Source organism: Streptomyces sp. JLBJ103, assembly GCF_058215575.1.
Genome location: NZ_CM177089.1, coordinates 6,167,675 through 6,191,117, shown reverse-complemented (window position 1 = coordinate 6,191,117; position 23,443 = coordinate 6,167,675). Strand labels below are relative to the sequence as shown.

At 66.8% G+C, this 23,443-nt stretch carries 20 protein-coding genes and 2 rRNA genes; 8 read left to right on the top strand and 14 right to left on the bottom strand.

Translation table 11 applies throughout. The features are described from left to right. Window positions 1-2 precede the first annotated feature (2 nt). The 3 genes from AC4BEG_RS27365 to AC4BEG_RS27355 form a co-directional block, all read right to left on the bottom strand. Window positions 3-3,127, bottom strand: a 23S ribosomal RNA gene (locus tag AC4BEG_RS27365). A 257-nt stretch (window positions 3,128-3,384) separates the two neighbouring features. Beyond that, window positions 3,385-4,906: ribosomal RNA gene (locus AC4BEG_RS27360) — 16S ribosomal RNA — on the bottom strand. The 16S and 23S rRNA genes sit together here, the layout of an rRNA operon. 525 nt (window positions 4,907-5,431) lie before the next feature. Continuing rightward, the gene (locus tag AC4BEG_RS27355; protein WP_490702394.1) at window positions 5,432-6,094 is read right to left on the bottom strand and encodes a DNA-3-methyladenine glycosylase; all 663 of its coding nucleotides are present in this window, start codon (window positions 6,092-6,094) and stop codon (window positions 5,432-5,434) included. Window positions 6,095-6,263: 169 nt separating this feature from the next. On the opposite strand from AC4BEG_RS27355, the gene AC4BEG_RS27350 reads away from it, so the two are divergent. Next, window positions 6,264-7,046, top strand: a complete 783-nt coding sequence (locus AC4BEG_RS27350; RefSeq protein WP_490702393.1) for a sporulation protein — start codon at window positions 6,264-6,266, stop codon at window positions 7,044-7,046. A 96-nt stretch (window positions 7,047-7,142) separates the two neighbouring features. On the opposite strand, the gene AC4BEG_RS27345 is transcribed toward AC4BEG_RS27350, so the two are convergent. Next, a complete protein-coding gene (locus tag AC4BEG_RS27345; RefSeq protein WP_490702392.1) occupies window positions 7,143-7,460 on the bottom strand; it encodes a barstar family protein in 318 nt (105 codons plus the stop codon). Between the two features lie 263 nt (window positions 7,461-7,723). Between AC4BEG_RS27345 and AC4BEG_RS27340 the strand changes: the two genes are divergently transcribed. Both AC4BEG_RS27340 and AC4BEG_RS27335 read left to right on the top strand, forming a co-directional pair. Then, the gene (locus tag AC4BEG_RS27340; protein ID WP_490702391.1) at window positions 7,724-8,263 is read left to right on the top strand and encodes a YbhB/YbcL family Raf kinase inhibitor-like protein; all 540 of its coding nucleotides are present in this window, start codon (window positions 7,724-7,726) and stop codon (window positions 8,261-8,263) included. Between the two features lie 104 nt (window positions 8,264-8,367). Then, entirely contained in the window at window positions 8,368-8,871 is a 504-nt protein-coding gene (locus AC4BEG_RS27335; protein ID WP_490702390.1) for an HNH endonuclease, read from the top strand. A gap of 91 nt (window positions 8,872-8,962) precedes the next feature. On the opposite strand, the gene AC4BEG_RS27330 is transcribed toward AC4BEG_RS27335, so the two are convergent. From AC4BEG_RS27330 to AC4BEG_RS27320, 3 genes are all read right to left on the bottom strand, one after another. Then, on the bottom strand, window positions 8,963-9,922 hold the full coding sequence (locus AC4BEG_RS27330) for an SPFH domain-containing protein (RefSeq protein ID WP_490702389.1): 960 nt from the start codon (window positions 9,920-9,922) through the stop codon (window positions 8,963-8,965). A 150-nt stretch (window positions 9,923-10,072) separates the two neighbouring features. After that, complete coding sequence (locus AC4BEG_RS27325; RefSeq protein WP_490702388.1) at window positions 10,073-10,498, bottom strand: NfeD family protein; 426 nt, start codon at window positions 10,496-10,498, stop codon at window positions 10,073-10,075. A gap of 82 nt (window positions 10,499-10,580) precedes the next feature. Then, a complete protein-coding gene (locus AC4BEG_RS27320; RefSeq protein ID WP_490702387.1) occupies window positions 10,581-11,372 on the bottom strand; it encodes an ABC transporter ATP-binding protein in 792 nt (263 codons plus the stop codon). Window positions 11,373-11,481: 109 nt separating this feature from the next. Between AC4BEG_RS27320 and AC4BEG_RS27315 the strand changes: the two genes are divergently transcribed. Continuing rightward, a complete protein-coding gene (locus AC4BEG_RS27315) occupies window positions 11,482-12,285 on the top strand; it encodes an Rv1486c family protein (protein ID WP_490702386.1) in 804 nt (267 codons plus the stop codon). 129 nt (window positions 12,286-12,414) lie between these two features. Here the strand turns inward: AC4BEG_RS27315 and AC4BEG_RS27310 are convergent, their stop codons facing one another. The 3 genes from AC4BEG_RS27310 to AC4BEG_RS27300 all read right to left on the bottom strand — a co-directional run bounded on the left by AC4BEG_RS27310 (window position 12,415) and on the right by AC4BEG_RS27300 (window position 14,670). Beyond that, window positions 12,415-12,651, bottom strand: coding sequence for a chaplin (locus tag AC4BEG_RS27310; protein WP_490702385.1), 237 nt, complete (start codon window positions 12,649-12,651; stop codon window positions 12,415-12,417). A 218-nt stretch (window positions 12,652-12,869) separates the two neighbouring features. After that, window positions 12,870-13,520, bottom strand: a complete 651-nt coding sequence (locus AC4BEG_RS27305; protein WP_490702384.1) for a response regulator — start codon at window positions 13,518-13,520, stop codon at window positions 12,870-12,872. After that, entirely contained in the window at window positions 13,513-14,670 is a 1,158-nt protein-coding gene (locus AC4BEG_RS27300) for a GAF domain-containing sensor histidine kinase (protein WP_490702383.1), read from the bottom strand. Before AC4BEG_RS27300 ends, AC4BEG_RS27305 begins: the two co-directional genes overlap by 8 nt. A 446-nt stretch (window positions 14,671-15,116) precedes the next feature. Here AC4BEG_RS27300 and AC4BEG_RS27295 point away from each other — a divergent pair, with 446 nt between their 5' ends. Next, complete coding sequence (locus AC4BEG_RS27295) at window positions 15,117-15,902, top strand: transglycosylase SLT domain-containing protein (RefSeq protein ID WP_490702382.1); 786 nt, start codon at window positions 15,117-15,119, stop codon at window positions 15,900-15,902. Between the two features lie 162 nt (window positions 15,903-16,064). On the opposite strand, the gene AC4BEG_RS27290 is transcribed toward AC4BEG_RS27295, so the two are convergent. Then, complete coding sequence (locus AC4BEG_RS27290) at window positions 16,065-18,740, bottom strand: ABC transporter ATP-binding protein/permease (protein WP_490702381.1); 2,676 nt, start codon at window positions 18,738-18,740, stop codon at window positions 16,065-16,067. Window positions 18,741-18,975: 235 nt separating this feature from the next. Here AC4BEG_RS27290 and AC4BEG_RS27285 point away from each other — a divergent pair, with 235 nt between their 5' ends. The 3 genes from AC4BEG_RS27285 to serB all read left to right on the top strand — a co-directional run bounded on the left by AC4BEG_RS27285 (window position 18,976) and on the right by serB (window position 22,173). Beyond that, complete coding sequence (locus AC4BEG_RS27285; RefSeq protein WP_490702380.1) at window positions 18,976-20,442, top strand: streptophobe family protein; 1,467 nt, start codon at window positions 18,976-18,978, stop codon at window positions 20,440-20,442. 207 nt (window positions 20,443-20,649) lie between these two features. Beyond that, window positions 20,650-20,859 carry a hypothetical protein gene (locus AC4BEG_RS27280; RefSeq protein ID WP_490702379.1) on the top strand — a complete coding sequence of 70 codons (210 nt, stop codon included), beginning with the start codon at window positions 20,650-20,652 and terminating at the stop codon, window positions 20,857-20,859. Window positions 20,860-20,937: 78 nt separating this feature from the next. Further along, window positions 20,938-22,173 (top strand): phosphoserine phosphatase SerB, encoded by a 1,236-nt coding sequence (serB, locus tag AC4BEG_RS27275; protein ID WP_490702378.1) that lies wholly within the window; start codon window positions 20,938-20,940, stop codon window positions 22,171-22,173. 130 nt (window positions 22,174-22,303) lie between these two features. On the opposite strand, the gene AC4BEG_RS27270 is transcribed toward serB, so the two are convergent. From AC4BEG_RS27270 to AC4BEG_RS27260, 3 genes are all read right to left on the bottom strand, one after another. Continuing rightward, entirely contained in the window at window positions 22,304-22,822 is a 519-nt protein-coding gene (locus AC4BEG_RS27270; protein ID WP_490702377.1) for a SixA phosphatase family protein, read from the bottom strand. Window positions 22,823-22,937: 115 nt separating this feature from the next. Continuing rightward, on the bottom strand, window positions 22,938-23,192 hold the full coding sequence (locus AC4BEG_RS27265; protein ID WP_490702376.1) for a hypothetical protein: 255 nt from the start codon (window positions 23,190-23,192) through the stop codon (window positions 22,938-22,940). Window positions 23,193-23,319: 127 nt separating this feature from the next. Then, window positions 23,320-23,436, bottom strand: coding sequence for an SGM_5486 family transporter-associated protein (locus AC4BEG_RS27260; protein WP_490702375.1), 117 nt, complete (start codon window positions 23,434-23,436; stop codon window positions 23,320-23,322). Window positions 23,437-23,443: the final 7 nt, after the last annotated feature.

Sequence of the window (23,443 nt, the reverse complement as noted above, 5' to 3'; positions counted from 1 at the left end):
CTGAGGACAAGCCCTCGGCCTATTAGTACCAGTCAACTCCACCGGTCACCCGGCTTCCATATCTGGCCTATCAACCCAGTCGTCTACTGGGAGCCTTACCCTCTCAAGGAGGTGGGAGCCCTCATCTCGAAGCAGGCTTCCCGCTTAGATGCTTTCAGCGGTTATCCCTCCCGAACGTAGCCAACCAGCCATGCCCTTGGCAGGACAACTGGCACACCAGAGGTTCGTCCGTCCCGGTCCTCTCGTACTAGGGACAGCCCTTCTCAAGACTCCTACGCGCACAGCGGATAGGGACCGAACTGTCTCACGACGTTCTAAACCCAGCTCGCGTACCGCTTTAATGGGCGAACAGCCCAACCCTTGGGACCGACTCCAGCCCCAGGATGCGACGAGCCGACATCGAGGTGCCAAACCATCCCGTCGATATGGACTCTTGGGGAAGATCAGCCTGTTATCCCCGGGGTACCTTTTATCCGTTGAGCGACGGCGCTTCCACAAGCCACCGCCGGATCACTAGTCCCGACTTTCGTCCCTGCTCGACCCGTCAGTCTCACAGTCAAGCTCCCTTGTGCACTTACACTCAACACCTGATTGCCAACCAGGCTGAGGGAACCTTTGGGCGCCTCCGTTACCCTTTAGGAGGCAACCGCCCCAGTTAAACTACCCACCAGACACTGTCCCTGATCCGGATCACGGACCCAGGTTAGACATCCAGCACGACCAGAGTGGTATTTCAACAACGACTCCACACTGACTGGCGTCAGCGCTTCACAGTCTCCCACCTATCCTACACAAGCCGAACCGAACACCAATATCAAGCTATAGTAAAGGTCCCGGGGTCTTTCCGTCCTGCTGCGCGAAACGAGCATCTTTACTCGTAATGCAATTTCACCGGGCCTATGGTTGAGACAGTCGAGAAGTCGTTACGCCATTCGTGCAGGTCGGAACTTACCCGACAAGGAATTTCGCTACCTTAGGATGGTTATAGTTACCACCGCCGTTTACTGGCGCTTAAGTTCTCAGCTTCGCCAACCCGAAGGTCGACTAACCGGTCCCCTTAACGTTCCAGCACCGGGCAGGCGTCAGTCCGTATACATCGCCTTACGGCTTCGCACGGACCTGTGTTTTTAGTAAACAGTCGCTTCTCGCTGGTCTCTGCGGCCACCACCAGCTCCGGAGGTAAACTCCATCACCAGCAATGGCCCCCCTTCTCCCGAAGTTACGGGGGCATTTTGCCGAGTTCCTTAACCATAGTTCACCCGAACGCCTCGGTATTCTCTACCTGACCACCTGAGTCGGTTTAGGGTACGGGCCGCCATGAAACTCGCTAGAGGCTTTTCTCGACAGCATAGGATCATCCACTTCACCACAATCGGCTCGGCATCAGGTCTCAGCCCTATATGTGCGACGGATTTACCTACCGCACGGCCTACACCCTTACCCCGGGACAACCACCGCCCGGGCTGGACTACCTTCCTGCGTCACCCCATCACTTACCTACTACCACCTAGGGTCAGCGGCTCCACCACTCCCCCTCACTCCGAAGAGATCAGAGGCGGCTTCACGGCCTTAGCATCAGAGGATTCGATATTGGGCGCTTCAAAGCGGGTACCGGAATATCAACCGGTTGTCCATCGACTACGCCTGTCGGCCTCGCCTTAGGTCCCGACTTACCCTGGGCAGATCAGCTTGACCCAGGAACCCTTAGTCAATCGGCGCACACGTTTCCCACGTGTGTATCGCTACTCATGCCTGCATTCTCACTCGTGAACCATCCACAACTCGCTTACACGGCTGCTTCACCCGGCACACGACGCTCCCCTACCCAACCCAGCCCCCGTTAGGGGTACATGCTGGATTGACACGACTTCGGCGGTATACTTGAGCCCCGCTACATTGTCGGCGCGGAATCACTTGACCAGTGAGCTATTACGCACTCTTTCAAGGATGGCTGCTTCTAAGCCAACCTCCTGGTTGTCTCTGCGACTCCACATCCTTTCCCACTTAGCATACGCTTAGGGGCCTTAGTCGATGCTCTGGGCTGTTTCCCTCTCGACCATGGAGCTTATCCCCCACAGTCTCACTGCCGCGCTCTCACTTACCGGCATTCGGAGTTTGGCTAAGGTCAGTAACCCGGTAGGGCCCATCGCCTATCCAGTGCTCTACCTCCGGCAAGAAACACACGACGCTGCACCTAAATGCATTTCGGGGAGAACCAGCTATCACGGAGTTTGATTGGCCTTTCACCCCTAACCACAGGTCATCCCCCAGGTTTTCAACCCTGGTGGGTTCGGTCCTCCACGAAGTCTTACCTCCGCTTCAACCTGCCCATGGCTAGATCACTCCGCTTCGGGTCTTGAGCGTGCTACTCAACCGCCCTATTCGGACTCGCTTTCGCTACGGCTTCCCCACACGGGTTAACCTCGCAACACACCGCAAACTCGCAGGCTCATTCTTCAAAAGGCACGCAGTCACGACGCAGAGACAAGTCTCTGCGCGACGCTCCCACGGCTTGTAGGCACACGGTTTCAGGTACTATTTCACTCCGCTCCCGCGGTACTTTTCACCATTCCCTCACGGTACTATCCGCTATCGGTCACCAGGGAATATTTAGGCTTAGCGGGTGGTCCCGCCAGATTCACACGGGATTTCTCGGGCCCCGTGCTACTTGGGTGGTTCTCAAGCAAGTTGCCGACATTTCAGCTACGGGGGTCTTACCCTCTACGCCGGGCCTTTCGCATGCCCTTCGCCTACATCAACAATTTCTGACTCACCGACCGGCCGGCAGACCGATCAAGAGAACTCCCACAACCCCGCATGCGCAACCCCTGCCGGGTATCACACACATACGGTTTGGCCTCATCCAGTTTCGCTCGCCACTACTCCCGGAATCACGGTTGTTTTCTCTTCCTGCGGGTACTGAGATGTTTCACTTCCCCGCGTTCCCTCCACACTGCCTATGTGTTCAGCAGCGGGTGACAGCCCATGACGACTGCCGGGTTTCCCCATTCGGACACCCCCGGATCAAAGCTCGGTTGACAGCTCCCCGGGGCCTATCGCGGCCTCCCACGTCCTTCATCGGTTCCTGGTGCCAAGGCATCCACCGTGCGCCCTTAAAAACTTGGCCACAGATGCTCGCGTCCACTGTGCAGTTCTCAAGCAACGACCAGTCGTCCACCAACTACTTGAACTCCGGCCCTGAGGAAAGAAAAACTCCATTCCCTCAGATACCCAACAGCGTGCCCGACACCCCTCATCCATCCCACTGCGTTCCACGCCGAAGCAGTACTAACAGGAAACATCCAAGAAGTGCCGAGTAGTCAACGTTCCACCCATGAGCAACCGTGCAAGACACTTGCTTGCAGTCGGCTATGTGCTCCTTAGAAAGGAGGTGATCCAGCCGCACCTTCCGGTACGGCTACCTTGTTACGACTTCGTCCCAATCGCCAGTCCCACCTTCGACGATTCCCTCCCACAAGGGGTTGGGCCACCGGCTTCGGGTGTTACCGACTTTCGTGACGTGACGGGCGGTGTGTACAAGGCCCGGGAACGTATTCACCGCAGCAATGCTGATCTGCGATTACTAGCGACTCCGACTTCATGGGGTCGAGTTGCAGACCCCAATCCGAACTGAGACCGGCTTTTTGAGATTCGCTCCACCTCGCGGCTTCGCAGCTCATTGTACCGGCCATTGTAGCACGTGTGCAGCCCAAGACATAAGGGGCATGATGACTTGACGTCGTCCCCACCTTCCTCCGAGTTGACCCCGGCAGTCTCCTGTGAGTCCCCGGCATAACCCGCTGGCAACACAGGACAAGGGTTGCGCTCGTTGCGGGACTTAACCCAACATCTCACGACACGAGCTGACGACAGCCATGCACCACCTGTACACCGACCACAAGGGGGCACCCATCTCTGGATGTTTCCGGTGTATGTCAAGCCTTGGTAAGGTTCTTCGCGTTGCGTCGAATTAAGCCACATGCTCCGCCGCTTGTGCGGGCCCCCGTCAATTCCTTTGAGTTTTAGCCTTGCGGCCGTACTCCCCAGGCGGGGAACTTAATGCGTTAGCTGCGGCACGGACAACGTGGAATGTCGCCCACACCTAGTTCCCAACGTTTACGGCGTGGACTACCAGGGTATCTAATCCTGTTCGCTCCCCACGCTTTCGCTCCTCAGCGTCAGTATCGGCCCAGAGATCCGCCTTCGCCACCGGTGTTCCTCCTGATATCTGCGCATTTCACCGCTACACCAGGAATTCCGATCTCCCCTACCGAACTCTAGCCTGCCCGTATCGAATGCAGACCCGGGGTTAAGCCCCGGGCTTTCACATCCGACGCGACAAGCCGCCTACGAGCTCTTTACGCCCAATAATTCCGGACAACGCTCGCGCCCTACGTATTACCGCGGCTGCTGGCACGTAGTTAGCCGGCGCTTCTTCTGCAGGTACCGTCACTTGCGCTTCTTCCCTGCTGAAAGAGGTTTACAACCCGAAGGCCGTCATCCCTCACGCGGCGTCGCTGCATCAGGCTTTCGCCCATTGTGCAATATTCCCCACTGCTGCCTCCCGTAGGAGTCTGGGCCGTGTCTCAGTCCCAGTGTGGCCGGTCGCCCTCTCAGGCCGGCTACCCGTCGTCGCCTTGGTAGGCCATCACCCCACCAACAAGCTGATAGGCCGCGGGCTCATCCTGCACCGCCGGAGCTTTCCACCACCAGACCATGCGGTCGGTGGTCATATCCGGTATTAGACCCCGTTTCCAGGGCTTGTCCCAGAGTGCAGGGCAGATTGCCCACGTGTTACTCACCCGTTCGCCACTAATCCCCGGCCGAAACCGGTTCATCGTTCGACTTGCATGTGTTAAGCACGCCGCCAGCGTTCGTCCTGAGCCAGGATCAAACTCTCCGTGAATGCTTCCGGGATATCCCGGCAACACTGCACGAGAGCGGAACCACCGGAGGAATAGTCCGATGGTTCACAGCGTCCTCGCTGTGTGTTTTTCAAAGGAACCTCGTCCACGAGTGGACGGGGTATCAACATATCTGGCGTTGACTTTTGGCACGCTGTTGAGTTCTCAAGGAACGGACGCTTCCTTCGAAACCGTTTCACCGGTTTCTCCGGGCGCTTCCCTTCGGTGTTTCCAACCTTACCAGATCCGTTTTCCGGTCCGTTTCCGAACCGAATTCCGTTTCCGGCCCCCTGTTGGAGCGGGGTTTCGCGCCTTTCGGCGTGTTCACTACTTTAGCTGATTTCCATTCGGGCTCCTAATCGGAGTCCCAGGCCATAATTTCGCGCAGCGAAAAGAGACCCCTGTTATGGGAATCATCGGTAGTGGTTGGCCGCTCCGGGGCTACTCCGATCCGACCTGCTGGTCGTGATGACAGAGCTGCCCGTCTCAAGCGGCTCGGGCTACGTTAGGCGTCCGGCAGTTCGGAGTCAAGTTCCCACCTGACGACTCGTCGGACTCCGGCGACGTGGGGTGTGGGCCCGGTACGGGCTGACCGATGGTTCGCCGTCGATCCAGAAGCGCCAGGGGTGGGTGGCGCCCTCGCCGCCGACGCCCGTGCGGGGTCCGCTCAGCACCTGCTCGGGCCGGGCGGGCCGACCGGTGAGGATCTCCATCGGGGCGTCGGGGCCAGCGCAGACATCGGTGCCGTCCAGCCGGCGGTCGACCCCGAGGGCGGTGGCCAGCCGGGCCGGCCCCTTGGTCAGTTCCTGGTCGTTCCTGGCCTTCGGCCGTCGCTGATGCGCCCGCTCATGGCCGTGCAGTACCTCGCCCGCGCGCAGCAGCACCCCGCTCGGGGTGCCCTCCGGACCGCAGACGAGGTTCAGGCAGTGCCACATGCCGTAGGTGAAGTAGACATACGCATGACCCGGGGGTCCGAACATCACTGCATTGCGCTCGGTGCGGCCCTTGTAGGCGTGCGAGCCGGGGTCGGCGAACCCCGCGTACGCCTCGACCTCGGTCAGCCGCACTTCGATCGGTCCGTCGGGGGTACGCCGTACCAGGACGCGCCCGAGGAGGTCCGGGGCGACCTCGAGGACGGGGCGGTCGAAGAAGCTCCGGCTGAGCGGCATACGGTCAGGTCCTGCTGTCACGCGGCCCGAGCGTAGTGGAACAGATATCTACCGGTGGTTGGAGCCGGACCGGTCCGCTGCAAGGGTAGATCCAGCGGAACCGCCCATGGCTGTTTCGCGTACTTAGGGTTCAACAGGGATCGACTGCGATCGAGTGAGGGCACGGTGACGTGTCCTTGAGAGGGAGAACATGGGCTTCAAGAAGCTGCTCGCGAGTCTGGGTGCCGGTGGCGCGTCGGTGGAGACGGTGCTGACCGAGGAGAACGTCGTTCCGGGCGGCATCGTGCAGGGCGAGGTCCGTATCCAGGGCGGCTCGGTCGCGCAGCAGATCGAGGGACTCTCCGTCGGCCTTCAGGCGCGGGTCGAGGTGGAGGGCAACGACCAGGAGTACAAGCAGGACATCCAGTTCACCCGGCAGCAGCTGGGCGGGGCGTTCGAGGTCCAGGCCGGCGCCGTGCACACGGTGCAGTTCGGCCTGGAGATCCCGTGGGAGACCCCGGTGACCATGTTCCTGGGCCGTCATCTGTCCGGGATGAACGTGGGTGTGACCACCGAGCTCCAGATCGCGCGTGCGGTGGACTCCGGTGACCTGGACCCGGTCAATGTGCATCCGCTCCCGGCCCAGCAGGCGATCCTGGACGCCTTCGGCGCCCTCGGCTTCCGGTTCAAGAGCGCCGACCTGGAGCGCGGTCACATCCGCGGGACCCGTCAGCGGCTGCCGTTCTACCAGGAGATCGAGTTCTACGCGCCGGAGCAGTACCGGGGTCTGAACCAGGTGGAGCTGTCCTTCGTCGCCGACGACCGCGAGATGGACATCGTGCTGGAGATGGACAAGAAGCCGGGGCTGTTCACCGAGGGCAGCGACTCCTACCGGTCGTTCACGATGAACCTGTCGTCCTTCCAGGAGACCGACTGGGCCGCCTACTTGAACCAGTGGCTCGCCGAGGTCGGCGGCAAGCGCAGCTGGTTCTGAGCCGTCGGGTCCTTCCGGACGGTCTGTCCGTCGTGGGGCGTGCGCCGAAGCTGTTTCGGTGCGCGCCCCGCGCGTTTGCCCGGGGGGCCTCGGTGCTCAGAGCGCGTCGGCGCAGTGCACGGTCATCGGGGTACCGCGGGCGGCCCAGTACGCCACGGTGTCGGCCAGGATGTCCGAGGCGATGGCGGCTGCTTCGGGAGCCGCCTCTCGGAAGGCCGCCCAGCCCCGGACGTGCAGCAGATAGCCACCGGCCTCGCCCCACCAGGACAGATCGGTGAGGCAGTCGGCGAGCGCGTCCCAGTTGTGCCCGAACCAGTCGGGGAAGCGCAGGTCCTGGGCGCAGCGGAGGAGAAGGCCGTCCTTGTCGGACACACCGTCGAGGTTCAGCGAGAGGGCGGGGGTCGGGCCGGTCATGGCCGCCATGGTGCCAGCCTCGTGGGTGTCGATCTCGTTAGGCCCTGTCCGGCGGGTCTTATCGGGCCCGCGACGCCTGGCACCACGCCTCGCCGCGTTGTCGAAAGTCGCCCGAGTACGCCCAGTACGAGGGCGATCCTCCCCCAGCTACCGCTGGGAGGTGCCCCCTCACCAGACGCCGCGGGCTGCTCCTCAAAGACCCACCGGACAGGGCCTAGGCTGGCCGGGCAGCTGATCCAGCGCGATTCTCAGGAGGTTTCGACGTGTCCGAGCAGAAGCGGCGCCCGCTCCCCCACGATTTCCATCCGCAGGTGCCGTCGTTCACGGTGGTGAGCGACGATGTGGAGCCGCAGGGCACCCTCAAACCGGCTCAGGTGGCGGCGAAGGGGAATACCTCTCCGCACCTTCGCTGGGAGGGGTTCCCGGAGGGGGCGAAGAGCTTCGCCGTCACCTGCTTCGACCCGGACGCGCCCACGGGCAGCGGGTTCTGGCACTGGGTGCTCTTCGACATCCCGGCGAATGTCACCGAGCTGCCGGCCGGTGCGGGCAACGGTGACTTCCCGGGGCTGCCCGCGGGTGCGGTGCATGTGCGCAACGACTACGGCACCCGGGACTTCGGCGGGGCCGCGCCGCCGCCCGGGGACGGTCCGCACCGCTATGTGTTCACGGTCTACGCGGTGGACTCCGAGAAGCTGGGGCCGGACGCCGAGGTGTCGCCCGCGGTGGTCGGCTTCAATCTGCGCTTCCACACGCTGGGGCGGGCCCAGTTGATCGGTGAGTACGAGGTGCCGGCCGCGGGCTGACGCGGCGAAATTGCGTTGTCCTCGGCCGTGCTCCCGGCCAGAGTTGATCCCGGCCCGCCCATGTCGGCGGCGGGCCGGGACACCGGGATGCGGGGGTGGTCGGGATGCGCGAGACGCTGGTTCTGAACGCGAGCTTCGAGCCGCTGGCGACGGTGACGCTGCGGCGTGCCGTGGTGCTGGTACTCCAGGACAAGGCCGTTGTCGAACGCGCCCATCCCGGGCTGCGGTTCAGGGCCGCTGATGTCGATCTTCCGGTGCCACGGGTGATCCGGCTCTGCCGGTACGTACGGGTGCCGTTCCGAAGACGTGCGCCGTGGTCGCGGCGCGGGGTGCTGGTCCGGGACCAGCACCGGTGCGCGTACTGCGGCCGCCGGGCGACAACCGTGGACCATGTGCTGCCGCGGTCGCGCGGAGGTGGGGACACCTGGCTGAATACGGTGGCCTCGTGTGAGGAGGACAACCACCGCAAGGCGGACCGGACGCCGGAGCAGGCGGGGATGCGGCTGCTCAAGGCCCCGTTCGAGCCGACGCCTTCGGATGCGCTACTGCTGGCGCTGGGGGCGGCGGAGCGGGACGGGCTGCCGGAGTGGCTGGCGCTGCCCGCCTGATCGCGTCGGGGCGTCCGCACCGCGGTCGTACGCCCATCGCGGGCCTGGGGCCAACTCATCGCCTTCGGCGGTGGGTTGGCCCCTCGCCGTTTCACTCGATCGTGGGCTGCTCACGGCGCGGGGCGGGCTCCTTGCCGGTGGCGGCGGCAGCACCGCCGCCGTTGCCCCCACCGGTCATCGGGCCGAAGTTGCCGATGGCACCGCCGAGTCCCTTGAGGGCGTCGCCGATCTCGCTGGGCACGATCCAGAGCTTGTTGGCGTCGCCCTCGGCGATCTTCGGCAGCATCTGGAGGTACTGGTAGGAGAGCAGCTTCTGGTCCGGGTCTCCGGCGTGGATGGACTCGAAGACCGTACGGATCGCCTGGGCCTCACCCTCGGCGCGCAGTGCGGCGGCCTTGGCCTCACCCTCGGCACGGAGGATGGAGGACTGCTTCTCACCTTCGGCGCGCAGGATCTCGGACTGCCGGACACCTTCGGCCTGGAGGATCGCGGCGCGCTTGTCACGGTCGGCGCGCATCTGCTTCTCCATCGAGTCCTGGATGGAGGTCGGCGGCTCGATCGCCTTGAGCTCGACGCGGTTGACGCGGATGCCCCACTTGCCGGTGGCCTCGTCGAGGACGCCGCGCAGCGCCGCGTTGATCTCCTCACGAGAGGTCAGGGTGCGCTCGAGGTCCATGCCACCGATGATGTTCCGCAGGGTGGTGACGGTCAGCTGCTCGATCGCCTGGATGTAGCTGGCGACTTCATAGGTGGCGGCGCGGGCGTCGGTCACCTGGTAGTAGATGACGGTGTCGATGTTCACGACCAGGTTGTCCTGGGTGATCACCGGCTGCGGGGGGAACGGCACGACCTGTTCCCGCAGATCGACCCGGTTGCGGATGGAGTCGATGAACGGGACGACGATGTTGAGGCCCGCGTTGAGGGTGCGGGTGTAGCGTCCGAAGCGCTCGACGATGGCGGCACTGGCCTGTGGGATGACCTGGATCGTCTTGATCAGTGCGATGAAGACGAGCACCACCAGGATGATCAGGACGATGATGATCGGTTCCACAGCGGCTCCCCGTGCCCTTCATGCGTGACTGGTTGGTCGGGATGATCAGGTCTGGTGGTTCTCGAGGGTGGAGTCTGTCAGATCGGCGGTCGAGTCCGCAGCTCAACCGGGGGGCGCTCAGCTCTTGGCAGGATCCGGTGGCTACGGCGGCTACATGACAACGGCCGTGGCACCGTCGATCTCCACCACATCGACCTGCTGGCCGGGTTCATACGTCTGGTCGGGGTCGAGCGAACGGGCCGACCAGACTTCACCGGCCAGTTTGATCCGGCCGGCCCCGCTGCTGTCGACGCGCTCCAGGACCACCGCCTGACGGCCTTTCAGCGCATCGACACCGCTGCGCAGTCCGGGCTGCTGACGGCGGCTGCGGACCGCCATCGGCCGCACCACGGCGACCAGCGCGACCGAGACGGCGCAGAAGACGACGACCTGGAGGACCAGGCCACCGCCGAGCGCGTCGGTGATGGCACCGGCGACCGCGCCGACGGCGACCATCCCGAACTCGGGCATCGCGGTCAGCACGAGCGGAATGCCCAGACCTACGGCGGCGATCAGCCACCACACCCACGGATCCACGCGTTCATGGTAGTTGCCGGGCTCGACCGGGGACAGAGCACAGATCAATTACCGGAGGCACACCCGGCGCAGGGGGCGGACATCAGGTCAGCGGCAGACCCTGCGCGGTCCAGCGGCCGCCGTTGGTCTCCACGACCAGCGGGAGGCCGAAGCAGCGCGAGAGGTTGCGCGAGGTCAGCTCGGTCTCGACGGGGCCCGCGGTGAGCACCTTGCCCTGGCGGATCATCAGCACATGGGTGAAGCCCGGGGGGATCTCCTCGACATGGTGGGTCACCATGATCATGGAGGGGGCGTACGGGTCGCGGGCGAGCCGGCCGAGGCGGCGGACGAGGTCCTCCCGGCCGCCGAGGTCGAGACCGGCCGCGGGCTCGTCGAGGAGCAGCAGTTCGGGGTCGGTCATCATGGCGCGGGCGATCAGAGTGCGCTTGCGCTCGCCCTCGGAGAGGGTGCCGAACTTCCGGTCGAGGTACTCGGTCATACCGAGGCGGTCGAGGAAGGCGCGGGCGCGGCTCTCGTCGATGGCGTCGTAGTCCTCGTGCCAGTGGGCGGTCATGCCGTAGGCGGCGGTGAGGACGGTCTCCAGGACGGTCTGCTTGCGCGGCAGCTTCTCGGCCATGGCGATGCCCGCCATGCCGATGCGCGGGCGCAGATCGAAGACGTCGACGCCGCCGAGCCGCTCGCCGAGGATCGTGGCGGTGCCGGAGCTCGGGAAGAGGTAGCTGGAGGCGACGTTGAGGAGGGTGGTCTTACCGGCCCCGTTGGGGCCGAGGATCACCCAGCGCTGCCCCTCTTTGATCGACCAGGAGACCTCGTCCACCAGAGCCCGACCATCGCGGACCACGGATACGTCCACCAGCTCCAGAACATCGCTCATGAGCGCGTTGTCTCCCATTGCAGTCTCGAGTGTCGCGTACGCCTGTGGGCGCAGCCCCCAGGGAAAACCTACGCCACGCATTGTCGGTACCAGTCCTTAGGCTGGTGCCATGCTCGATGAACCACGTTCAGGGCGCCTTGCGGCCTGGGGAAATGCCCTTCTTGCCGGACTTGTCTCCCCGGATGAGGCCGCGCACCGGATCGCGGGCGAGGACGCGTCGCACAGAGTCACCGGGCTTCCCGGGGAGTCCGGTGCGGTCGGTCTCACACTGGCGCTGGGGCGGCTGCGGGCGCTGGGGGCCAAGGGGCTGCGGTTGGCGCTGCCGATAGCCGGGCATCCGCTGGGGCTGAGCGGTCCGCCGGAGTTCAACGCCCAGGCGCTCGACGCGAGCGAGGCGGTGATCGCCACCGGGGTGGCGCTCGGGCTGGTGCCCGAGGTGACGGCGGTGGGCCCCGAGGACGACCAGCATGTCGAGGTGGTCTGGCGCTGTCTGCCGGTGCGGGAGGCGCCGCCTGCGGATGTGCCGTCGCTGGGCGAGGCCGAGCGGGAGCTCGCGGAGGCGCTGCGGGAGGCCACCGAGGTGCTGTCGCGGCTGAATGTGGCCGGGGCGGGCCCGATTGCCCAGGCGGCGCTGGAGGCGTACCGGGCGCGGGCCCAAGCGGGGCGGGAGGTGCTGGCGCCGGGCTATCCGCCGAGGGCGATCCGGGTGCTGGAGCTGGCACAGCGGGTGGGGGCGCTGATCGGCATCGCGTATGCGGCGGGCGGGGACGGCCAGGAGCACGGCGGGGCGGTGAGCGCGTCGGAGATGGCGGCGCGGGCCGAGGCGCTGCGACCGGTGGAGCGCACCTCGCGGCGGGCGCAGGTGGCCGCGTACAACGCGTATGTGGAGGAGCGGGAGCGGGGCGGTTCCTGACCGCCGCGGTCGGCCCGGCACGTAAGCAAGGGCGGAAAGCACCAGCGGAAAGCACAAGGGGCCGACCCCGGAGGCGATGCTTCCGGGGTCGGCCGGTGGTACGTCACGCGCGGGCGCGGCGGACCGTGCTCACATGCAGGGGCTCGGCATGGTGGCGTTCATTGCACCGACGGCGGTGATGGTGTTGCCGCAGACGTTCACCGGGATGTGGATCGGCGCCTGGACGTTGTTGCCGGAGACGACTCCGGGGGACATCACAGCTCCGCCGTCGGCCTGGGGGGTGTCGGCGGAGGCGACACCGGCGCCGGCCATGGCGAGACCGCCGGCAGCGATGGTGATGGCCGCGAGCTTCTTGATGTTCTTCACTGTTGTAAAACCCTCCATAAGCGCGTCACTGCGGTGGAACTCCGCAGTACGCCGTGGAGAACGTCGCGCGGCCGATCAAGTTGCGCTGTTCGGGTGACATACACACGACGGTATGAATCCCGCACCAAACGACGGCATTTCTGTATCAGCGTCAGATCAGCCCAGGAGCGGTCTGATTGCGTAAGCCAATGCTTTGAGTTCAATCATAAATGATCTATTCATGCTCCGATCCCATGCCGAACCGCCCATAGCGCGGCCTGGGTACGGTCGGCGACGTCCAGTTTCATCAGGATGTTGGAGACATGCGTCTTGACGGTTTTCTCGGACAGGACGAGCGCACGAGCGATCTCCCGGTTGGACCGGCCGTCCGCGATCAGCGCGAGCACTTCGCGCTCCCGTTCGGTGAGCGACCCACCGCGCCCCTGGCCGCCGCCGCTCTCCTCCTGGGAGAGCAGGGCGACCGCCACCTCGGGCTGGAGCAGCACATGCCCGGCGTGGACGGAGCGGATGGCGCCCGCGAGCGCCTCGGGGTCCACGTCCTTGTAGACATAGCCCGCGGCACCCGCGCGCAGGGCGGGTACGACGGTGCGCTTCTCGGTGAAGCTGGTGACGACCAGCACCCGGGCCGGGTTGTCGAGGTCGCGCAGGGTGCGCAGGGCCTGGATGCCGTCGACGCCGGGCATCTTCACGTCCATGAGGACGACGTCGGGGCGCAGCTCCTCGGCTCGGGCGATGCCCTCCTCCCCATCGGACGCCTCGCCCACCACATCGATGTCGTCCTGCACCTCGAGGAAGGTGCGCAGCCCGCGCCGCACCACCTGGTGGTCGTCGACGAGCAGCACTCGGATCGTGTGTGCCGGCTCAGCCACCGGGCACCTCCATCTCGATCACGGCGCCCCTGCCGGGCGCCGAGTCCACGGTCATGGTGCCGCCGACCCCCGCGGCGCGGTCACGCATCGACACCAGGCCGAGGTGACGTCCGGCGCGGCGGACGGCCGAGGGGTCGAATCCGCTGCCGTCGTCGCTCACCCGCAGCCGGGCGCCCTGGCCGTGCCGGGTGAGCGAGACCCCGACGTGTCTGGCGTCGCCGTGGCGCAGCGCGTTGTGCAGTGCCTCCTGGGCCACCCGCAGCAGCGCCTCCTCCTGGGCGGCGGGGAGCGCCCGCACTCCCTGTGAGGAGAAGGTGACACGGGCGGAGTGGGCGCGGTCCAGTACCTGCACCTGGGTACGGAGGGTGGCCACCAGGCCGTCCTCGTCGAGGGCGGCGGGGCGCAGCTCCACGACGGCGGAGCGCAGCTCGTCGGCGGCCTCGGCGGCGAGCAGAGTGATCTGGTGGAGCTCTTCCTTGGCGCGGAGCGGGTCCCGGTCGACCAGAGCCGTGGCGGCCTGAGCGGTCAGCCGGAGTGAGAAGAGCTTCTGGGAGACGGCGTCGTGCAGGTCGTGGGCGAGCCGGGCGCGCTCCCCGGCGATGGTCAGCTCGCGGCTGCGCTCGTAGAGGCGTGCGTTGGTGAGGGCGATGGCGGCGTGCTGGGCCAGGATGCCGAGCAGCTCCTCATCACGCTCGGTGAAACCGCAACTGCCTTCCGGCTTGGGACACCGCTTGTTCGCGAGGAAGAGGGCGCCGAGAACTTCGTCCCCATCCGCAATGGGAAGTCCAATAAAGTCCGACATGTCCGGATGCGCACTGGGCCAGCCCTCAAAACGCGGATCCTGACGGACATCGGCCAATCGCTGCGGGGTGGCGTCCTTGAGCATCGCGGCGAGGATCCCGTGCTGGCGCGGCAGCGGCCCGATGGCCTTCCACTGCTCCTCACTGACCCCATCTACTACGAACTGGGCAAAACCCCCATGGTCGTCCGGAACCCCCAGTGCGGAGTACTCCGCATTCAGTACGTCACGCGCAGACACAACGATCGTCTTTAGGACATCTCGGACTTCCAGATGCCTGCTCATGGCGAGCAGCGCACTGCTGACACAGGCCAACCCCGCCCCGGCTCCACCGCCCGCTCCATCGGTCATGGGGCTCACCGTACCGGCGGCTCAGCGGGGGGCGTATCGGCCGGTCGTCGGCCATCGATTAAGACCTCGGCCCTAGGGCGAACGGCGCACAGGAAGCCGCCGAAGGGGCTGAAATGCGGTCCGAAAAAAGCAAACACCCTGCGCATTTGCGCGGGCACACCGCGCCATATGGGAGGGTCCCCAATGTGAGCCCTGACACAGGACTTACATCACTTACGAACCAGGTTAGTGGACGTTATAAAGCGGCATGAGCGGGGAGTACGGCCGCTCACCCCGGCAGGGAAGGTCTACGTATCCACTAAGGAGCATCGTATGTCACACCTTTGCCACAAGTTTTTGCGACCGCTAAGAATTTCCCAGTCGCGCGGCGCCGTAGATCGAGAAACGGCGCACCAGGCGCCGATCCGGCCTGCGACACAGAGCGATTGGAAGAGGTCTACTCCGCCATGCCCCTCCCCAGCATTCCCGGTTACAACCGACTGACCAAGACGCATAAGTACTCCGCCGCCGGTATTGCCGCCGCGGGTGCCGCAGCGCTCGCCTTCGCCGTTGTCCCCGGCGGCGACGCCGACGCTACGACGACCGCTCAGGACCTGCCGGCCAAGTCGGTTTCCTGGGACTCGCACAAGGCTCAGCAGCACACCCTCCAGAAGCAGTCCGCGCTGGCCTCCAAGGAGGCCAAGGACGCGGCCGCCGCGAAGAAGGCTGAGGAAGAGGCCGCCGCGAAGAAGGCTGAGGAAGAGGCCGCCGCGAAGAAGGCTGAGGCGGCTGCCGCCGCGAAGAAGGCCGAGGAGAAGAAGGCCGCCGACGCCAAGGCCGCCAAGGAGCGCGAGGCCAAGCAGGCCGCGAGCCGCTCCGCCGGGCGCGCCCAGCCGGTCGCCGAGGCTGCCAAGGAGAAGAAGAAGGAGTACCCGAACAACCTCGACGGGTGGATCCGGGAGTCCCTCGACATCATGAAGGAGAAGGGCATCCCCGGCAGCTACAACGGCATCTACCGCAACATCATGCGTGAGTCCAGTGGTAACCCGCGCGCCATCAACAACTGGGACATCAACGCCATCAACGGCGTGCCCTCCAAGGGTCTGCTCCAGGTGATAGCCCCGACCTTCCAGGCGTACCACGTCGAAGGCACCTCCTGGGACGTCTACGACCCGATCGCGAACATCACCGCCGCCTGCAACTACGCGGCCGACCGGTACGGCTCCATGGACAACGTCAACGGCCCGTACTGAGCCGACGGCGCGTATCGAGCCCGGCGATGAACGCCTGGAGTAGGAACGCCCGCATAAACGCCGAAGGGCGGCGGCACCCTCTGTGTGCGAGGGGTGCCGCCGCCCTTCGGACATGTCCGGGCGCGGTACCGGGGCCGCGGTCGTACGGGCCGCGGCTCCCTGTTACTTGCGCATGACCTCCGGCTCATGGCGGCGCAGCAGCCGCGCGACCGCGATGCCGCAGAGGACACCGAGGATGATCAGCACGGCCATGTCGATCCCCCACTGCGTGGTGGTGTGCTCCCACAGCGGGTCCAGGTCGTTGGGCTTCTTGCTGTCCCACGGCGCCATCATGTGACCGGCGCCGGGGCCCAGGTCCAGGGTGGCTCCGGCCGCGCCGACCGCCCAGCGGGACGGCATCAGCCAGGCGAACTGCTCGACGCCCGGCGAATCGAAGATCTTGAACAGCACACCGGTGAAGACCACCTGGACGATGGCGAACATGACCAGCAGCGGCATGGTCTTCTCGGCGGTCTTCACCAGCGAGGAGATGACCAGGCCGAACATCATCGAGGTGAAGCCGATGGCGATGACGGCCAGGCACAGCTCGGCGGCCGGCGGCATCAGCAGCCCCTCTTCGGGCAGCTTCCGCGTGGAGAGGCCGATCGCGCAGATGATGACGCCCTGGAGGGCCGTGATCACGCCGAGCACGATCACCTTGGACATCAGATACGCGGAGCGGGAGAGGCCCACGGCCCGTTCCCGTTCGTAGATCACCCGTTCCTTGATCAGTTCTCGTACGGAGTTGGCCGCTCCGGTGAAGCACATACCGACCACGAGGATCAGCAGGATCGTCCCGGCCGCCTGGTTGAACGAACCCTTGGGCGCGAACTGGAGGCCGAACTTCGCGGGGATGACCACGCTCACCGAACCCAGCACGGCGGGCAGGATCACCATCAGCCCCATGAAGCCCTTGTCGGAGGCGATCACCGAGATATAGCGGCGCATCAGCGTCCACAGCTGGGATCCCCAGCTCTGTGGCTTCTGCATCCTGGCCGGCGGCGGCTGGACATGGACCGACTGCGGGGCCGCCGAGTCCAGGTCCGCGGCGTACATCTGGTAGTGCTGCGAACCGCGCCAGCGGCCCGCCCAGTCGTAGTCGCGGTAGTTCTCGAACGCGGAGAAGACATCCGCCCAGGTGTCGTAGCCGAAGAAGTTGAGCGCCTCGTCCGGCGGACCGAAGTAGGCGACCGAACCGCCCGGCGCCATCACCAGGAGCTTGTCGCACAGCGCCAGCTCGGCGACCGAGTGGGTGACCACCAGCACGGTGCGGCCGTCGTCGGCCAGACCTCGCAGCAGCTGCATGACATCGCGGTCCATGCCCGGGTCGAGGCCCGAGGTGGGCTCGTCCAGGAAGATCAGCGACGGCTTGGTGAGCAGCTCCAGCGCGACCGAGACCCGCTTGCGCTGACCACCGGAGAGCGAGGTGACCTTCTTCTCCCGGTGGATGTCCAGCTTCAGCTCGCGCAGCACCTCGTCGATCCGGGCCTCGCGCTCGGCCTCCGCGGTGTCACCGGGGAACCGCAGCTTGGCCGCGTACCGCAGGGCCTTCTGGACGGTCAGTTCCTTGTGCAGGATGTCGTCCTGCGGCACCAGACCGATGCGCTGCCGCAGCTCGGCGAACTGCTTGTAGAGGTTCCGGTTGTCGTAGAGGACATCGCCCTGGTTGGCCGGGCGGTAACCGGTGAGCGCCTTGAGCAGCGTGGACTTACCGGAGCCGGACGGGCCGATGACCGCGACGAGGGACTTCTCGGGGACGCCGAAGGAGACGTCTTTGAGGATCTGCTTGCCACCGTCGACGGTGACCGTCAGATGGCGGGCCGAGAAGGAGACCGCGCCGGTGTCGACGAACTCCTCGAGGCGGTCGCCGACCAGCCGGAAGGTGGAGTGACCGACGCCGACGGTGTCGGCCGGGCCGATGATCTGCTGCCGGACCGGCTGGCCGTTGACATAGGTGCCGTTGTGGCTGCCGAGGTCGCGGATCTCGAAGCGGCCGTCGGGCAGCGCCCGGAACTCCGCGTGGTGGCGGGAGACCTGGAGGTCGGAGACGACCAGTTCGTTCTCCAGCGAACGACCGATGCGCATGACCCGGCCTACGGCCAGCTGGTGGAAAGTGGTCGGGCTGCGGTCGCCCTGAGCGGGCGCGGCGCCGTTCGGTCCGGCGGGGCCGGTACCGGGGACCTGCTGCGGTACCTGCTGCGGCGGCACCTGCTGGTGAGGCGCCTGCTGCGGGGCCTGTTGCTGCTGTGGGATGAACGGCTGCTGCTGCGGCGGCGCCTGAGGATGCTGCTGCGGCTGCTGCCAGCCCTGGGGCGGCTGCTGACCGCCCTGCTGCGGCCAGCCGGGGCCATGCTGCGGCTGATGCGCCTGCTGCGGCTGATGCTGCGCCTGCGGCGACTGCTGCGCCGAAGGCTGCTGGCCCTGCTGAGGCATACCCATCGCGGCCTGCTGCTGGCCGTAGGCGCCCGAGCCGCCCGCCGGGGCGGCGCCCGCCCCGCCACCGGAGAGGCTCATCCGGGGACCGTCGGTCGCGTTACCCAGATGGACGGCCGCCCCGGGGCCGATTTCCATCTGCTGAATGCGCTGGCCCTGCACATAGGTGCCGTTGGTACTGCCGTGGTCCTCAATGACCCAACTACGCCCGCCCCACCGCACGGTGGCATGCCGCCAGGAGACTCTCGCGTCGTCCAGCACCATGTCGCCCTGTGGGTCCCGCCCCACGCTGTACGACCTGGACGGATCAAGTGTCCAGGTCTGTCCGTTCAATTCCAGTACGAGTTCCGGCACTCCATGCCCCACTACTTGTCCCCCGAGCTACCCCAGGCGCAGGAAGTCTGCACAAGGAGTCTAGGGATGGCGAACATCGTGAGGAACTATTTCAGGCTCAGTCCCTTGACCGGAAGTCGGGTTTTGACAAGAGCACATCTCGGGCAGCGTCGACTCATCCGAAAGGCCCTCGGAAAGTGGTAAGCGATGACGGATAGTGCAGATGATGGACTATCCGGGCAACTCGCATGGTTCAGGAGCCGAGGGCATGAGCGGGAGCGACGGCAGCCGCCTGCCCTGGGGGCATGCGACACTCGCCGCCATCTCGGCGGTGAGCTGGGCCTTTCTGGCGATGGCGGGAATCGCGGCGCTCGGTCTGCATCTGATCGGCGCCGATGGAGCCGGGGCACTCGGCCCCATGACCGCCGCCGCGATGGTGCTGGCGCTCGGCGGCACCGTGACCCCGTCCGGGGATATCGAGACGTTCGGGCTGAAAGGCGCCGAAGCTCATAGCGCCATCGATATCGCGCCACTTGGGGTAAGCCTGGTCGGAGCGCTGCTGTTGGGATGGCTTTTTCTGCGTTCACTTCGCTCGGCGGGGGCGACTGCGCCAGGGGCCGAACTCGCCCTGCGTGCGGGCCTGGTGATCCTGGTCTTCCTGTTGTTGCTCACCGGGCTCACCTGGGTGGGCAACGATACGATCACGATCGACAGCGAGACGCTCGGTCTGGACGAACTCGGCAGGCGCGCGGAGCAGGAGCTGCAAAAGCGGCTCCCCGAAGAACTGGGCGATCTCGGGCAGATCGGCGCCGGACTGCTGCCGGACCGGCTCGCCGGACTCGTCGACGCCAAGGCATCGGTCGGCTTCACCGTCGAGGCCGGGCGCTCGCTGCTGGGCGGCGCCATATGGATCGTGGCTGTCCTGCTGCTCGCGCTGCTGGCCTCACGCCGTACGCCGCTGCCGCGGGGCGCGGAGGCGCTGCACCGTACGGTCCGGCCCGCCGTGTCCGCGCTGTGCGGGGTGATGGTGCTCGCGGTCGTCGCCGGTCTCGTGGCGGCGGTGTACGCGGCGGCCGGTGACGACCATCCCCGGCTGGTGCTGGGTACGGCGCTGCTCACCGCCCCGAACGGGGTGTGGCTGGGCACCGCGCTGGGGCTCTTCGTGCCCTGGCACGGCAGCGTGACCGGGGCGCTGGCGCGGGTGCTGCCCGCCCCCTTCGACGAGTTGCTGGCCGGGCGGGGCGATGAGCCGATCACGGTGGGGCGGCTGGCCGAACTGGACGGACGGGTGTGGCTTCTGGTGGTCGCGAGTGTGCTGATGATGCTCGCGGCCGGGGTGCTGACGGCGGTACGTACGCCCACCGAGGGCGCCCACCCCCGGCCGCTCGGCGCGACGGCCGGGGTGTGCGCCCTGCGCCTCGGGCTGGTGACCGCGCCGGTGCTGGCGCTGCTGGTGTGGCTGACCAGGGTGTCGGCAGGAGCGAGTCTGTCGGTGTTCGGCTTCGACGCGTTCGGCGCCGGGCTGGAACTGCACGGCAGCGTGCCACTGGCCCTACTGCTGGGCGCGGCGTGGGGCGCGGCGGCGGGCGCCGTCGGCGCGGCAATCACCCGCGCCGCCGGCGCGGAGGGACGATGGGCCACCCCGCTGGCCCGGCGCATGGCACGGGGTGACAGGGGCGGTGGCGGTGACGGTGGCGGGGGCGGTGGCGACGCCGCGAAGCGTGGGCACCGGTGACAGCGGCGGACGGGCTGTGGGCTACAGCGGGCCCGGCACGGGAGACCAGGTCACCCGGGCACCAGCAACGACCATGGCACGGGACGGACAGGGGCACGGCGCGGGCGGCGCGAACGCCACCCGGTGACGGCCCCGGCAGCGCCCCCGTCCGGGCCCGGCGGCGGAGGCATTACGACGACCGCGGCGCGGGTCGGCTCGGGCCACGGCTTGAGCGGCTCGAGCGGCGACCGGGAGTCGGCAGCCGAAGCCGCGCCGGAGGCCCGGGATGGCGGCACCGGCCCCGGCGATGACGGAGGCGGCCCGGTCGGCCTGGGCACCGGCAACACCGACCGCGGCACCGGCCGCAGCCACGGTTGCCGCACCGGCGACGGCGGACCCGAACGCGCCCGTGGTGACATCGCGGCGGCCGGGGCATGAACGTTGGGCGCCGGGTGGCTGTCCAGCACGCGGGCTGCCGCGCGCGCCCGGCGGGCGGCCGGATACGGTGGGAGGACCATGAGCACATCGCAGATCCCACCTGCCACCGCCGTTCCTGGCGACGATGTCCCCACGCTCCTCGTCAAGATCTTCGGCAAGGACCGCCCCGGCATCACCGCCGGACTCTGCGACACCCTGGCCGCCTACGACGTGGACATAGTCGATATAGAGCAGGTCGTCACCCGGGGCCGCATCGTACTGTGCGTGCTGGTGACCGCCCCCACCGCCGGTGACGGCACCGAGGGGGATCTGCGGGCCACCGTGCACAGCTGGGCCGAGTCCATGCGGCTCCAGGCCGAGATCATCTCCGGTCGGGGCGACAACCGGCCGCGTGGCACCGGCCGGTCGCATGTCACCGTGCTGGGCCATCCGCTGACCGCCGAGGCCGCCGCCGCCATCGCCTCCCGTATCACCGGCACCGGGGGCAATATCGACCGGATCTTCCGGCTGGCGAAGTACCCCGTGACGGCGGTGGAGTTCGAGGTGTCCGGCGCCGAGACGGAGCCGCTGCGCACCGCGCTGGCCACCGAGGCCGCGGACATCGGCGTCGATGTGGCCGTCGTGGCCTCGGGGCTCCAGCGCCGGGCGCAGCGGCTGGTGGTCATGGACGTGGACTCCACCCTCATCCAGGACGAGGTGATCGAGCTCTTCGCGGCGCATGCGGGGTGCGAGCCCGAGGTCGCCGAGGTCACGGCCCGGGCGATGCGCGGTGAGCTGGACTTCGAGCAGTCGCTGCACGCACGTGTGGCGCTACTGAAGGGCATCGACGAGTCCGTGGTGGACAAGGTGCGCGCGGAGGTCCGGCTCACCCCTGGCGCCCGTACGCTGATCCGCACCCTGAAGCGGCTCGGCTACCAGGTGGGTGTGGTCTCCGGTGGCTTCACCCAGGTCACCGACGATCTCAAGGAGCGTCTGGGGCTGGACTTCGCCTCCGCCAACACCCTGGAGGTCGTCGACGGCAAGCTGACCGGCCGGGTGGTCGGCGAGGTGGTGGACCGGGCAGGCAAGGCGCGGCTGCTGCGGCGCTTCGCGGCCGAGGCCGGGGTGCCGCTGGTGCAGACCGTCGCGATCGGCGACGGTGCCAACGATCTTGACATGCTGAACGCGGCCGGACTGGGGGTCGCCTTCAACGCCAAGCCGGTGGTGCGAAAGGCCGCGCACACGGCGGTGAATGTGCCGTTCCTGGACGCGGTGCTGTATCTGCTGGGCGTGACCCGCGAAGAGGTCGAGACGGCCGGCTCCCACGTGGACTGACCCGTGGCCTGACCCGCCCCGCGGCGGCCTCGGACGCGTACCGGCCCTCGCCCCGTCCTCCGACGGCGGGGCGAGGGCCGGTGGTGGCTCACTCGTGGTGGCTCACTCGTGGTGGCTCACTCGTGGTGGCTCACTCGTGGGGCGCCCAGAAAGTGGTGAGGCGGCCGACTCCATGCTCGACGGACTTCCATGAACCGCTGAAGGTCACCACCGCGAACCCGGAGGTGGGAAAGCCGGAGCGGGACATCCGCTCCCGGGTGCCCTCCTCGGCCTCGCCTGCGAGGGCGTCGGCGAGGGCGTGCATCCCGGGGTTGTGCCCGACGACCAGCAGATCGCTGATGTCGTCGGAGGTCTCGTTGAGCACCGCCAGCAGCTCGCCGAGCGAGGCGTCGTACAGCCGCTCCTCGTAGACGGTCTTGGGGCGCTGGGGCAGCTCGTGGACGACCAGCTTCCAGGTTTCACGGGTGCGTACAGAGGTGGAGCAGAGGGTGAGTTCGGGGGTGAGACCCGCTTCCGCGAGCCGGCGCCCGGCGATCGGGGCGTCCTTGCGGCCGCGCTCTGCGAGCGGCCGCTCATGGTCTGCCACCTGGGGCCAATCGGCCTTGGCGTGTCGGAGAAGGACAATCCTGCGGGGCACATCGACGCTCATGCGTCCCAGCTTCGCATGAATCGGTGGTCCAGGCGCAGGGTGCGGGAACGACCTGATCAAAGGTGAGTAACCACGGTCCGGTGGCGGCCGCGGATGATCGCCGCGGTTGTGGCGATCATGCCCCCTGATGCAGGACGACCTGCTGCACCAGCCCCAGGACGTGCGAGACCGCGCCCGGACCGGTGGCGGCATGGGCATCGGTGGGCCCCGCGAGCAGAAGCAGCAGCGCCGCGAAGGCGATGGCGGGAAGCGCGATCGCCCACCACGGCAGCCGTATCTCCACGCCGCTGTGCACCGGGGGTACGGGCCGGGGGTGGCTGCGGGCGGGCATGGGGATCGCCTCCGGGTCGCGGATCGGGTGGCGGTTCATCGGATGCTTCGACCTTACGGAGCGGGTACGGCCGCGCCCATCCGGTGATCCACCCACTTACCCCTGACCCTGGCCCCCTAGGGGATGGTGGTGCCAGCCCCACCCCCGTGCCCCAAAGGCCCGTCCGTCAGGGCGAGACGACGGTGGCGAGCACAGCGATGACCACGGTGATACCGAGCATCACGCCCAGGATGACGAGCAGCTTCTTCTGGCCGTTCTGGGGGTTCTCATCGAGCACAGGCATGCTCCGA

Excerpts from the sequence above, each read along its gene's own strand:
- AC4BEG_RS27300 (WP_490702383.1), bottom strand. The coding sequence starts at position 14,670 with ATGACCGATGGAGCGGGCGGTGGAGCCGGGGCGGGGTTGGCCTGTGTC.
- AC4BEG_RS27295 (WP_490702382.1), top strand. The coding sequence starts at position 15,117 with ATGCCCCTCCCCAGCATTCCCGGTTACAACCGACTGACCAAGACGCAT.
- AC4BEG_RS27260 (WP_490702375.1), bottom strand. The coding sequence starts at position 23,436 with ATGCCTGTGCTCGATGAGAACCCCCAGAACGGCCAGAAGAAGCTGCTC.
- AC4BEG_RS27335 (WP_490702390.1), top strand. The coding sequence starts at position 8,368 with ATGCGCGAGACGCTGGTTCTGAACGCGAGCTTCGAGCCGCTGGCGACG.
- AC4BEG_RS27350 (WP_490702393.1), top strand. The coding sequence starts at position 6,264 with ATGGGCTTCAAGAAGCTGCTCGCGAGTCTGGGTGCCGGTGGCGCGTCG.
- AC4BEG_RS27320 (WP_490702387.1), bottom strand. The coding sequence starts at position 11,372 with ATGAGCGATGTTCTGGAGCTGGTGGACGTATCCGTGGTCCGCGATGGT.
- AC4BEG_RS27270 (WP_490702377.1), bottom strand. The coding sequence starts at position 22,822 with ATGAGCGTCGATGTGCCCCGCAGGATTGTCCTTCTCCGACACGCCAAG.
- AC4BEG_RS27315 (WP_490702386.1), top strand. The coding sequence starts at position 11,482 with ATGCTCGATGAACCACGTTCAGGGCGCCTTGCGGCCTGGGGAAATGCC.
- AC4BEG_RS27345 (WP_490702392.1), bottom strand. The coding sequence starts at position 7,460 with ATGACCGGCCCGACCCCCGCCCTCTCGCTGAACCTCGACGGTGTGTCC.
- serB (WP_490702378.1), top strand. The coding sequence starts at position 20,938 with ATGAGCACATCGCAGATCCCACCTGCCACCGCCGTTCCTGGCGACGAT.
- AC4BEG_RS27285 (WP_490702380.1), top strand. The coding sequence starts at position 18,976 with ATGAGCGGGAGCGACGGCAGCCGCCTGCCCTGGGGGCATGCGACACTC.
- AC4BEG_RS27265 (WP_490702376.1), bottom strand. The coding sequence starts at position 23,192 with ATGAACCGCCACCCGATCCGCGACCCGGAGGCGATCCCCATGCCCGCC.